Origin of the sequence: Pseudomonas fluorescens (assembly GCF_000730425.1) — a bacterium.
GTDB classification, from domain to species: domain Bacteria; phylum Pseudomonadota; class Gammaproteobacteria; order Pseudomonadales; family Pseudomonadaceae; genus Aquipseudomonas; species Aquipseudomonas fluorescens_X.
Genome location: NZ_CP008896.1, coordinates 3,597,650 through 3,610,210 on the forward strand (window position 1 = coordinate 3,597,650; position 12,561 = coordinate 3,610,210).

10 protein-coding genes are annotated in these 12,561 nt (G+C 60.0%); 1 reads left to right on the forward strand and 9 read right to left on the reverse strand.

Annotated elements, in window-relative coordinates:
* Positions 1-23: 23 nt before the first annotated feature.
* Entirely contained in the window at positions 24-2,411 is a 2,388-nt protein-coding gene (locus HZ99_RS16140; protein WP_038444363.1) for a TonB-dependent receptor plug domain-containing protein, read from the reverse strand.
* A 327-nt stretch (positions 2,412-2,738) separates the two neighbouring features.
* On the opposite strand from HZ99_RS16140, the gene HZ99_RS16145 reads away from it, so the two are divergent.
* Positions 2,739-3,215 carry a hypothetical protein gene (locus HZ99_RS16145; RefSeq protein WP_038444365.1) on the forward strand — a complete coding sequence of 159 codons (477 nt, stop codon included), beginning with the start codon at positions 2,739-2,741 and terminating at the stop codon, positions 3,213-3,215.
* A gap of 98 nt (positions 3,216-3,313) precedes the next feature.
* On the opposite strand, the gene HZ99_RS16150 is transcribed toward HZ99_RS16145, so the two are convergent.
* The 8 genes from HZ99_RS16150 to HZ99_RS16185 form a co-directional block, all read right to left on the reverse strand.
* The gene (locus HZ99_RS16150; RefSeq protein ID WP_038444367.1) at positions 3,314-4,282 is read right to left on the reverse strand and encodes a CDP-6-deoxy-delta-3,4-glucoseen reductase; all 969 of its coding nucleotides are present in this window, start codon (positions 4,280-4,282) and stop codon (positions 3,314-3,316) included.
* Positions 4,282-5,748 carry a 4-hydroxy-3-polyprenylbenzoate decarboxylase gene (gene ubiD, locus HZ99_RS16155; RefSeq protein ID WP_038444369.1) on the reverse strand — a complete coding sequence of 489 codons (1,467 nt, stop codon included), beginning with the start codon at positions 5,746-5,748 and terminating at the stop codon, positions 4,282-4,284. The genes HZ99_RS16150 and ubiD overlap by 1 nt, the downstream gene beginning before the upstream one ends.
* A gap of 158 nt (positions 5,749-5,906) precedes the next feature.
* Entirely contained in the window at positions 5,907-7,166 is a 1,260-nt protein-coding gene (gene rho, locus HZ99_RS16160) for a transcription termination factor Rho (RefSeq protein ID WP_003176825.1), read from the reverse strand.
* Positions 7,167-7,398: 232 nt separating this feature from the next.
* Positions 7,399-7,728: a thioredoxin TrxA gene (gene trxA / locus HZ99_RS16165; protein ID WP_038448090.1), complete on the reverse strand. Its 330-nt coding sequence runs from the start codon at positions 7,726-7,728 to the stop codon at positions 7,399-7,401.
* Positions 7,729-8,027: 299 nt separating this feature from the next.
* Positions 8,028-8,633 carry a hypothetical protein gene (locus HZ99_RS16170; RefSeq protein WP_181883238.1) on the reverse strand — a complete coding sequence of 202 codons (606 nt, stop codon included), beginning with the start codon at positions 8,631-8,633 and terminating at the stop codon, positions 8,028-8,030.
* Positions 8,599-11,085, reverse strand: coding sequence for a fimbria/pilus outer membrane usher protein (locus HZ99_RS16175; protein ID WP_051903167.1), 2,487 nt, complete (start codon positions 11,083-11,085; stop codon positions 8,599-8,601). The genes HZ99_RS16170 and HZ99_RS16175 overlap by 35 nt, the downstream gene beginning before the upstream one ends.
* Positions 11,075-11,872 carry a fimbria/pilus chaperone family protein gene (locus HZ99_RS16180; RefSeq protein ID WP_080727719.1) on the reverse strand — a complete coding sequence of 266 codons (798 nt, stop codon included), beginning with the start codon at positions 11,870-11,872 and terminating at the stop codon, positions 11,075-11,077. The genes HZ99_RS16175 and HZ99_RS16180 overlap by 11 nt, the downstream gene beginning before the upstream one ends.
* Positions 11,873-11,908: 36 nt before the next feature.
* A complete protein-coding gene (locus tag HZ99_RS16185) occupies positions 11,909-12,559 on the reverse strand; it encodes a DUF1120 domain-containing protein (protein WP_038444371.1) in 651 nt (216 codons plus the stop codon).
* Between the last annotated feature and the right edge of the window lie 2 nt (positions 12,560-12,561).

The following is a 12,561-nucleotide window of genomic DNA, read 5'->3' on the forward strand; positions in this document are numbered from 1 at the left end:
CCTTTCTTGGAAATGAAGAGCTACTACCAGTTATAGGCGACTTTACCGTAATAGAACGCGCCGCTGTAACCGTAAGGCGAAAAAGTGCTATAGGCCAGGTTGCCGCCACTGCTGGCGTAGGCATTGAGCTTTTCCGGGTACTTGTCGGTGACGTTGTCGCCGCCCACGGTGAAGGTCCAGTTGTGCAATTTATAGTCAGCTGACAGGTCCAGCACCCAGGCGGCCTTGAAGGTCTGGTCGTTGACCTTGTCTGCCTGGTAGCTGGTGAATTCGCCATAGCGCACCAGGTTGCTGTGCAGCGCCCAGTTACCGAAGGTGAAATCGTTACCCAGGCTCAGCTTGTGCTGGGGCGTCGTGTCGCCCAGCAACCCGATGCGCTCGCGCCGGTCGACCCGCACCAGGTTGGCGCCCAGGCTATCGAGAATGGCCGGGTTGGCCTTCACGTCCGTGACCTTGGTGTGGTTGTAGTTGTAGCCCACAGTGCTGTTCCAGCGGATGCCGTTGTCCAGTTGATAGCGATAGTTGGCCACCAGGTCGACACCGTCGGTGCTGGTGTCAGTGGCATTGGTGAAGTAGCGGGCAGTGGTGTAGTCGATATTGCCGACACCGTTGGCCTGCAGATAGGCACGGGTCGCTGCATTAAGGGCGAGGTTGGACGACAGGCTGATACGGTCGCGGATATCGATACGGTAGACGTCGACCGTTACCGTCAGGTTGTCCGCAGGCTCCAGCACCAGGCCCAGGCTGTAGTTGCGTGACTTCTCGGCCTTGAGATCCTCAGCACCGAGCAAGCGCGCCACCTGGCTGTTGGCCGGGAAGGTGCCGGCTTCCTGGAGGGTATTGCCGATCAACTGCGACGAGGTGTAGGCAAAGTTCTGCTGGGCCAGGGATGGCGCGCGAAAACCATTGGAAATGCTGCCGCGCAGGGCCACCTGCGGGGTGAAGTCATAGCGCGCCGACAGCGAGCCACTGACGTTGGAGCCAAAATCGCTGTAGTCCTCATGACGCACCGCTGCCGAAACGCCGAGCTTTTCGGTGAAGTTGGTTTCCAGGTCCAGGTACTGCGCCCAGTTGTGGCGCGAAGTGCTCCCGGCATCGGCATCGCGGAAACCGCCGAGGCCTGAACTGCCGGTCTGGTAGTAGGACGCCGGCTCGCCGGCTTCAATTTCATAGCCCTGGTGCAGGTATTCGCCGCCGAATGCCACCGATACCGGGTACGGCAGCCAGCTCAGGTCAAATTCACGGGACAGGTCCAGGCTGAGCTGCTTCTGCTCGTTGCTCAGGGTGCCGTTGTCGAACTTGCGCGGCGTCGCCAGGCCCAGGGAGGTGTTGATGGTTTCGGTGCGCAGTTCGTACTGGTTCTTGCCGTAGTTGGCCGACAGGTCGTAGTGCCAGTCATACGCCAGTTGCCCACGCAGGCCGGCCACCAGCGAGGTGTCTTCGAGATTGCCACGGATCAGCGGCAGGTAACCATTGGGGTTGAGCGCCGGGAGGTTGTTGGGCGCATTGCTCGCCCGGTAGAACGCCGCCGTCTCGCCGCGCCGCTTGCTGTAGCCGCCAAAGGTGTAGAACTCGGCGGCATCGTTGAAGGCATAGCCGGCGTTTAGCCACAGCTTGCCTTCGTTGGTCGAGGGTTCGCCCTGGCGGAACACGCGCTGGCCGTATGTCGTGGAGCCGATGCTGCCTGGGCGGTAATCGTGGCCGGCGCGATTGGTGTAGTCATTGTCGGCACCTTCGGCGGAAAGGTTGATAAACCCATTCTCACCCACGGCCAGGCCGGTATTGCCGCTGATGTTGCGCTGGATCCCGTCACCTTTCTTGTACTGGCCGAACTTGCTGGAAACCGAGCCGCCGTGGTCGGTCTGCTTGAGGATCACGTTGATCACCCCGGCAATCGCATCGGACCCGTATCGGGCCGACGCGCCATCGCGCAGCACTTCGATATGGTCGACCGCCGACAGCGGGATGGCATTCAAATCCGCCGGGGCCGAACCGCGGCCGACCGCCCCGCCCAGGTTGACGAAAGCGCTGGTGTGGCGCCGCTTGCCATTGACCAGCACCAGCACCTGATCCGGCGACAGGCCGCGCAGTTGCGCCGGACGCACCAGTTCGGCGCCGTCCACCAGGCTGGGGCGTGGGAAATTGATGGAAGGAATCAGCCGTGCCAGTACCGCGCCCAACTCGTCGGAGCCGGTACTGCGCAGGCTTTCGCCGGAAATCACATCGATGGGCGACAGCGATGCGCTGGCCGTACGCTCCTGGGCACGGGTACCGGTAACGATCACGGTGTCGAGTTTTGGCGTGTCGGTTGTCGCCGTTTCAGCAGCAATCACTGGATTGAATCCCACGGCGGTCAGCAAATTGGCTGACAAAATCGCCGTGCACAGCGCGTGCTTCTTGTAGCTCCCCATACCGCTCCCCTTGGAATCAAAAGTCAGAACGTCAATGCCCTGAGTTCATACGATCGATCCGTGTGGCGGACGGTGGCGGTCATTTACTGGTTATTGGCAGATAGTCGGTGGCCCGATTTGTATATACCTTAATGATATTTATGAAAGCCAATAAATACCTTTTAAGAATAAGAAAAAGCATAAGCAACAGGTCCCACTCGTCAGGATTGCCACGGGAGATCCCGCTATTTTCAGCGCCCGTTCAGCCTTTGTGCAGAGCGAACCTTCAAAATAGGCGCGCATCACGACCCACTTAGCCGCGCACCCACCGACTATCGAGGTCGCCCCATGAAAAACCGACTTTCCGGCCTGCTGCTCCTGGCGCAGGCCACCACCGCCCTGGCCGCCGAAGCGCCAGCCAAGGACGACAAAGGCTTCTGGTACGCCCAGACCAGCGTCTACACCCGGCACTTTGCACCGGATCCCGAACACAACAACCATCAGGACCTGATCGGTCTGGAGCGCAATGACGCTTCGCGGTGGGTGTATGGCGGTGCGACCTTTCGCAACTCGTTTCGCCAACGCTCGTATTACGCCTACGTGGGCAAACGCTACGACATGAGCGACTATCCGGTGTATGTGAAGCTGACCGGTGGGGCGATCCAGGGCTATCGCGGCAAGTATCGCGACAAGATTCCACTGAACCGCTATGGCGTGGCACCCGTGATCATTCCCTCGGTGGGGGCTCACTATGGGCCGGTGGCGGCAGAGTTGGTGTTGCTGGGGTTCAATGCGGCGATGGTGACCACGGGCGTGCGGTTCTAAGAACCCGCCGTGTGTAGGAGCCGGCTTGCCGGCGATGGCGTCCTTGAAAACAACGCATGACTCAAGGGCCTCATCGCCGGCAAGCCGGCTCCTACAGGTCAGGAGCGCGGGGCGTAGGCAAATACGTCGGCGCGCATCTGGTGTGCATCCATACCGGCATTGACCAACGCATCCAGCGTGCCATAGATCATCGCCGGCGAACCGCTGGCATAGACATGCACGGCCTTGAGGTCGGCAATGTCTTCGCACACCGCCTCATGCAACAAGCCACAACGCCCTTCCCAACCGCACAGGTCGCTGACCACTTTGTGCAGGAACAGATTGGGCAATTGCTGCCATTGCTCCCAATGCTCGACCTGGTAGAAATCATCGGGACGGCGCACGCCCCAATACAGATGTACCGGGTGCCTGAAACCGCTGGCCCGGCAGTGTTCGATCAGGCTGTGCATCTGCGCCATGCCGGTGCCGGCCGCGATCAGCACCAGCGGCCCGTCGGGCAACTCGGCCAGGTGGGTATCGCCAAACGGCAGCTCGACCCGCGCCATCTGGTTACGCTGCAACTGCTCGATCAGGCTGCGGGCGCTGTCTTCACGGACCAGCACATGCAACTCCAGCTCGCGCCCGGCATGGGGCGCCGAAGCCAGGGAAAACGCCGATTTCTCGCCGTTTTCGCGCTCTATCATCAGGTACTGGCCCGCGTGGTAACGAGCTGCCTTGCCGGCTGGCGCACGCAGGCGCACACGCCAGACATCGCCACCCAGGTCCACGCATTCGCTCAACTGGCAGGCAAGCTTGCGTACCGGCAACTCTCCCGGTGCCAACACGCCATCCCATAACACGATGCAATCTTCCAGCGGTTCGGCGATGCAGGTGTAGAACTCACCATGGTCACGCACTTCGCCGGCCTGTTGCACCCGGCCTTCGACCAGCAGCGCAGCGCACACGTGACACACGCCATTGCGGCACGCCTGCGGGCATTCGTAGCCCAGGCGCCGTGCACCTTCAAGAATCCGCTCGCCGGGCTGCAAGTCGAGGACCGCACCGGAAGGTTGCAGGGTTACACGCATCAATCTATTCCCAGTTCTTTCCACATCGCATCGACACGCGCCGTCACGGCTTCATCCTTGACGATCACCCGGCCCCATTCACGGGTGGTTTCACCCGGCCATTTATGGGTGGCATCCAGGCCCATCTTCGATCCCAGGCCCGACACCGGCGAAGCGAAGTCAAGGTAGTCAATCGGCGTGTTATCAATCATCACTGTGTCGCGCTTGGGGTCCATGCGCGTGGTGATGGCCCAGATCACATCGTTCCAGTCTCTGGCATTAATGTCGTCGTCAGTGACGATAACGAACTTGGTGTACATGAACTGTCGCAAAAACGACCACACACCGAGCATGACGCGCTTGGCATGGCCCGGGTACGACTTTTTCATGGTCACGATGGCCATGCGGTACGAGCAGCCTTCCGGCGGCAGGTAGAAGTCGGTGATTTCCGGGAACTGCTTCTGCAGGATCGGTACGAACACCTCATTCAACGCCACGCCAAGGATCGCCGGCTCATCGGGCGGCCGGCCGGTGTAGGTGCTGTGGTAGATCGGCTTGATCCGGTGGGTGATGCGCTCGACGGTGAACACCGGGAAGCTGTCGACTTCGTTGTAGTAGCCGGTGTGGTCGCCATAAGGGCCTTCATCGGCCATCTCGCCCGGGTGAATCACGCCCTCGAGGATGATTTCGGCGGTGGCCGGTACTTGCAGGTCATTGCCACGGCACTTCACCAGCTCCGTGCGATTGCCGCGCAGCAGGCCGGCAAAGGCGTATTCGGACAGGCTGTCAGGCACCGGCGTCACGGCACCGAGGATGGTGGCCGGGTCGGCGCCCAGGGCTACAGAGACCGGGAACGGCTGGCCCGGATGCTTCTCGCACCACTCACGGAAGTCCAGCGCGCCACCACGGTGGCTCAACCAGCGCATGATCACCTTGTTGCGGCCGATCACTTGCTGACGGTAGATGCCAAGGTTCTGGCGATCCTTGTTCGGGCCCTTGGTGACGGTCAGGCCCCAAGTGATCAGCGGGCCGACGTCGCCGGGCCAGCAGGTCTGCACCGGGAGCATCGCCAGGTCGACATCATCGCCTTCGATGACCACTTCCTGGCATACCGCGTCCTTGACCACCTTGGGCGCCATGGCAATGATCTTGCGGAAGATCGGCAGCTTCGACCAGGCATCCTTCAGGCCCTTGGGCGGCTCGGGCTCCTTGAGGAAGGCCAGCAGCTTGCCGATCTCGCGCAGTTCGCTGACCGACTCGGCGCCCATGCCGAACGCCACCCGATCGGGCGTGCCGAACAGGTTGCCGAGCACCGGGATATCAAAGCCTGTGGGGTTTTCGAACAGCAGCGCCGGGCCCTTGTTACGTAAGGTGCGGTCGCAAATCTCAGTCATTTCCAGAACCGGGGAAACCGGCACCTGAATACGTTTCAACTCTCCGCGCTGCTCAAGTTGCTGCACGAAATCCCGAAGATCCTTGAATTTCATTAACCATGCCACCCGTAAAATAGGCGTACATCCTACCTGCTCTGAGGGCGACTGGCAGCCCTATCGGCGGCGCAATTGTCCGCTAAACGTGGTTAAAAATCCCAAGCAAAAAAATGGCGCCCCTGGGGGCGCCATTTTTTCGGACCTGAAACGTCGTATTACTTACGTTTCATCGACAGGAAGAACTCGTCGTTGGTCTTGGTGGTTTTCAGCTTGTCGATCAGGAACTCGATGGCAGCCACTTCATCCATCGGGTGCAGCAGCTTGCGCAGGATCCACATGCGCTGCAGTTCGTCGTCGGCAGTCAGCAGCTCTTCACGGCGGGTGCCGGAGCGGTTGATGTTGATGGCCGGGAACACGCGCTTTTCAGCGATGCGACGGTCCAAAGGCAGCTCCATGTTGCCGGTACCCTTGAACTCTTCGTAGATCACTTCGTCCATCTTCGAGCCGGTTTCAACCAGCGCCGTGGCGATAATGGTCAGCGAGCCGCCTTCTTCGATGTTACGCGCGGCGCCGAAGAAACGTTTCGGTTTCTCCAGGGCGTGGGCATCGACACCACCGGTGAGCACTTTGCCGGAGCTCGGGATCACGGTGTTGTAGGCTCGGGCCAGACGGGTGATGGAGTCGAGCAGGATCACGACGTCTTTCTTATGTTCGACCAGGCGCTTGGCCTTCTCGATCACCATTTCGGCAACCTGCACGTGGCGGGTTGGCGGCTCATCGAACGTCGAGGCAACCACTTCGCCGCGCACGGTGCGCTGCATCTCGGTCACTTCTTCCGGACGCTCATCGATCAGCAGCACGATCAGGTGAACTTCAGGGTTGTTACGCGCGATGTTCGCTGCAATGTTCTGCAGCATGATGGTCTTACCGGCTTTCGGCGGGGCGACGATCAGGCCACGCTGGCCTTTGCCGATCGGGGCGCACAGGTCGATAACGCGGCCGGTCAAGTCTTCGGTGGAGCCGTTGCCGGCTTCCATCTTCATGCGCACGGTCGGGAACAGCGGCGTCAGGTTCTCGAAGAGAATCTTGTTCTTCGCGTTCTCCGGGCGATCGAAGTTGATCGTGTCAACCTTGAGCAGGGCGAAATAACGCTCGCCTTCCTTTGGAGGGCGGATCTTGCCAACGATGGTGTCACCGGTGCGCAAGTTGAAGCGACGGATCTGGCTCGGCGAGACGTAGATATCGTCTGGGCCGGCGAGATAGGAGGCGTCTGCAGAGCGGAGAAAGCCGAAGCCGTCCTGGAGAATCTCCAGCACGCCATCACCGGAGATTTCCTCGCCGCTTTTCGCGTGCTTTTTCAGCAGGGAGAAAATCACGTCCTGCTTGCGCGAACGGGCCATATTTTCTATGCCCATTTCTTCGGCCAGTTGGAGCAGGTCGGTAATCGGCTTTTGCTTGAGTTCAGTCAGATTCATATAGGAATGACGTAATCATTTATAGAGGGGGGGAATTAAGCTTTTGGCTTAATGAGGCCGCGCCGCAGAGAAGGCGACAGGATCGCGTACTAATCGAAAGGAATGCGTCGGCGACGGCTTGCAGGGGGCAGTGGAGAAACCAGTGCGGGGCCGAATGTACCACCTGAATTTCAGAGCGTCTAGCCCTGTTTTACGAAAAAGCCCCGCAATTTGCGGGGCCTTTTTTCGACGCTTAGATGTTGGCGTCGAGGAATGCTGCCAGTTGCGACTTCGACAGTGCGCCGACTTTGGTGGCTTCGACGTTGCCATTCTTGAACAACATCAGAGTCGGGATACCACGCACGCCATGCTTGGCTGGGGTTTCCTGATTATCGTCAATGTTCAGCTTGGCGATGGTCAGTTTGCCTTCATAGGTAGTTGCGATGTCGTCCAGGACCGGAGCGATCATTTTGCAAGGACCACACCACTCAGCCCAGTAGTCAACCAGCACCGGGCCTTGGGCCTGCAGTACTTCGGCCTCAAAGGTCGCGTCGGTGACGTGCTTGATAAGATCGTTGCTCATGGATGTCTCCGGGTTGTAAGCAAAAAAAACGTTGCCCATCATAGCCGCCCTTCCTTCGTTCAGGAAGCCGCCGCTGATTGACTCTTGCTATTGAGCGCCATCATTTTGGATATGCCCCAGCCAGGGCATGCAAGACTCTGCGGTCCTCCTGCGCGGTTTCCAGCACAGAACCCGGTCGGATGAACGGTAGTTTCTGGCTTTTCGGCACTGACGCTGGGGAAACCCGAAGACCAGGCGCGAAAAAAGTGCGCAATGCCCACTGCCTGCTCCAACCAACAAAACAGCTGAACAGGCCGACGTCATCGGCCCGGTGCAACTGCCGTGCTGGCACTGGCCTCACGGGGCACCCATTCGATCTGCACCCGTCCTTCAAGCGTGGTTTCGCCGCGAACCGAGAAAACCGACATCGGTACATTGGGAGCGATGTCCAGTTGCACCGAGAGCAGTCTGCCTGCCACCGGCCCCCCGGCAGCGCGGGCAATCAAGACCTGCCCAGGCAAAAGCCGCTCACGAGGTGCCCCAGGCATCGAGTCTTCGGCGAGCAGGTCCACGGCCCTGCCATCAAGCTGGGCATGCCTGACACTCAAGACAATCGCGCCGTCACCGCCAAATCGAAAGCCCTGAGGGCCCGCAGGCAATCCGCTGAACCGCACCGCCATGGGAACAGGATCAATGCATATCACGTTCAGGAGCACCGTCCGTTTGCCCAGCGACGGCGACCCCCAGTGATCATCGAGCAACTGCGCATGGCGCAATACTCCGTAATCAACCCGGGGCTGGCTTAAGCTTAACTGGCAATCGGCGGCACTGACCTGATTGGCCAGCAACGTCACCGCGAATGCCAACTGCCGCCCCGCCTTAGCCATCGATTTACAACGCACGACAGGTAGCCGAGGCAGTTTCATAGAGTTTGTCATTGGAGGGCTCTGGCTCAAGGTTCAGTTGCAACAGACAGGGTTTCGTAGCGTCTGGTAGCTCGACACTCAGGGTTTGCTGGGGATCGCTGTCGTTCAGGAAGATCAGGCCATCGCCCACCACGCTGGTAAGGAAGACCTTGCCCGGGCCAAACACCGGCGCGCCCTGGGGCAGCGCACGCCCGCCCTGATCACGGGCCGTCAACAGAACGCGGCGGGCGCTGACCACCTTGAACTCCACGGTATTGAACGATCCGCGTGCGGCTGCGAGGGTCTGGGTGCCGTTCCCGAGGTCGACATACCTGGGCAAGGACTGGGTCTGCACTTCCAGGTGGCTGGTGCTGTAGGCCGGCAACCCCGCAATGACCGCATGACCGCGATAATCAGTCCAGACCGGACCCTGGGGCGTGGAGACTTTGGCGCCCGCGATATTGCCTACCGACAACAGGCCAAACGTGTCCTGGACGGCATACGGCGAGAAGGTCAGCCCTTGTTCATGGGCCACGATGCCACCCTGCAGTTGCCCGGTGTAGCTGGTGCCTGATCCATCCCGGCTGATACCCGCGCCAATGCGCGTATAGCGTGGCATGACGTCGACCCGACCGCGCACCGATTGCTCGCGATCCGTCAGGTCTCGTTCGACACCAACTTCGTAATCCATATAGTCGTTGACCCGTTCCGACATTGTCGTACCGATATCGGAACGACCATTGCGTCGGCTGGCGAAAGAGCTGAGGCGACGGCTCTCGCCAAAAGGCATGCTGACCTGCAGGCGCAGTGATGCCCCTTCCAGGGGAGGTGCCTCGTTTGCCGCGTAACGGCGATTGCGTCGACGCGACGGGCCTGTCTGTGAGTCGGCGATCAGTGCAACATCGACGTCCCTGAAGCGCCTGTTCCACGACGCAAAGACATATTCAGTACTATGCCCGTCAAACTGTGCGTTATGAGAATAAGTGAAGGAGAGCGCACCGATAGTGGGCTCCGTCCAGCTCAGCCCAGCGGTGTACTGGCGCTGGAAACGCGTATCCAGATAGCCCTTGGGCGATGCCTCCCCTGCCTCCAGGACATCCCGATAACCTCGACTCTGGATGGTGACACTCAGGCTGGCCTCGACACCGGCACCCAATGGGCTGCCCAGCGACACAGCACTGCGCGTCCCGCCGACGCCGCTGACCTTGTCGCGGGACAGGTTGTGTCGCGCATTCACCGAAATCCTTTGGAAAAACACACGGCTCAAGGTGCCACCTGCCGCGTAGTATTCGTCGGTACCGAGCACGCCAACCCCCAGGGCCGTACCTGCGCCCAAGCCCCAGGTGCCACTGCCCATCGCCACCACCGGCGACTCCCTGTCGCTGGCAACGGTTTCCCGCACCTTGCCCAGGGCGAAGTCAAAACCTGGCACAACCGGCACCTGCGCACCGAAAGACGCCGCGGGCACCACGAAACTGCGCTTGCCCCCCCGGGTGCCGATGACACTTACCTCCAGGTCGCTGGTACCGTTGAGCAACGGTAGGTCTGCGAGGGTGAAAGGCCCCTCCGGTACAAGGGTCGAATAGATCAGAACACCGGACTGGCGCACCTCAACCCGCGCCTGGCTATGGGCCAGGCCTTCAACCACTACGCCGCTGGAGTTGCCCGCACGCGCGACACCATCTGGAAAGAGCTGCAGACCCGAGAGCTGGAGACCGCCGAACACCGGGCTCCTGCTGGAAATCTGGCCTGCCTGGAAAGTCGACTGCAGGGCTGCGAAATCTCTCTGGGCGTAGGCGTATATATGCTCACTACTGTTCCTGCCATTGTCGGACATATAGAACTGCCGACTGCGCACAACCCAATTGCCGAGATTGAACCCAGCCTCGGTATAGGCCGAGATAAAACGGCTGGAGCCATCGCGCGAGTGGTTGTCGAATCCCAGCACGTCATAGTTGAGCAGGGCGGCCGTGCCACCCTGGCTGAAGCTGCCCGCTTCCCACTCCGGCTCGCGCAACGATTGCGTGGGCACCACCAGCGACACTTCGTCATTGCCAGGACGCAACCTCACGATCGTCGCCGGATACTGGCCAACAAAGTCATGACAGGCCTGGTCAGCCGTCACACCGGCCTGCAACACCGACGATGGCACCCGCAAACCGGCCTTGTCCAACAACCCACGGGTAAAACACAACTGGCCCTGAAAATCGAAACGGGCATCGACCAACCCTAATGCATTGCCATTGACCCGCAGTCCGACCACCTGGACCCCCTCGCGAAAACGCGCGGCACTGCGGAAATACTCCGAGATCTTCGGATCAATACCGTGGGTGGTCAGAGCTGCCAGGTCGAACCCCTCACCCAACTCGATAGCCAGTGCATTTCCATCTGCCCCGAACAAGGTTGCCAGCCCCACGAACAGCCCCGAACAGGCACCGCTCGCAGCCTTGCCCACCACCCGGTCAAATACCATGATCGGCCACTTCGGCTTGGTAACTGTCAACGGTAAATCCGTACACCGTGGCTGGCTGCAGGACTACCGACGTGACATCGGCCAAGGAACTGCGGGTCTCAACCGCCAGCACTTCCCCCGGCAGGACATAGCTGCGCGGCAGGGCCGCCAGTTGTTTTCCCGGCAGCAACTGCAACTCAGGGGCCAACCGCACCACATAGGCACTGTCGTTGTGGACAACCAGACCTGCATCCTGGCGCTTCCACTTGAGCAGCTCCCAGGGCGCCTGGTGCCTGGCCAACCCTTTGGGGTGCAGGATCAGCGGCAGGTTCTGCCGCAACGTGATACCGATGGTCGTACCGCCAGGGCCGCGGGACTGGGGAATCCCCTCGAAGGAAACACGCTTCAACCGTTGTGTCTTGAGCGGCACCCCGGCCGTGCTGATAAAGCGAACCAACTGGGTTTCACCTGCCTCGACCCGGGTAATGGGGGGAGTGACGATCAATAGCGGCTCTTGATCCTGCGGAATATTTTCGATCACCGAGTGAAGTAGCGCGGGTCCCGGGTCAGTGTTCTTGACATTGATCGTCGCTTCACCGTCTTCTTCATAGAGCACGACAACCGTTGTTTCGGGCCGCATGCCATCGGCAACTGCCAGGCGACTTGCACAAAGCAACAAACTCGCATACAGAAACAACGCCACACTGGATTTAAAAAAACCATTCACTGTACTTTCTCCGCAACACCCCAAAACAAATTTCTGAAAAGCGCCCACGTAAAAACAGCCGATAAGTTCCGGAAATTTCATTTAACTTCCGGTTCAATATCGGCTGCTTTAATGGATTTAAATGTAACTAAGTACTAAGGTAGCGCGACCATCCAGCGTGACATCCCGGGTAAGGTCCAAATCCTGGCCTCGGTTGATGACCGCCTTGACTGCAAGGACACCCGTCAGTTGGGCAATGGATGCCGGGGTCACCGTCGTACCATTACGCCACGAGTACTGGCTGGGTGATTGCGCGACTTTCCCATCGCTGTTCTGCCAGGCACCGGAACCGGTGGTCCGCATGATCGGGTTCAACACGGTGCCTGACGACCTCAGGTCGCGCAGCGTGACCGAGTAACCGCCGGTACGCCGGTTCGAGACAGCGCCCAATCCGAAGTTCTGCGCTTCGGTATAGCCGGCACCGAGGATCCCGGTAACCTTGCTGCCAGCCTGCAGGTCGGTCAGGGCCAGGCCGAATTTGGCCGGGGTGCTGCCACAGTTGACGGACACCGAGGTGGTTTTCTCTTCACGGGGGTTGAAGGCGGTCTGGGACAACTCGCCAGAGCGGATGGTCCCATAATCGATGATCCCGCCGCCGCCCAGGCTGAGATTGCAGGACGCTGGAGTAATCGTCCCCCGCACCACCAGCTGTGCGACGTTTGTTGCTTGAGCGCCAATACTTGCAGCCAGGCAAACAATGCCCATCGTCAAACCCAATACTTTTTTCATGA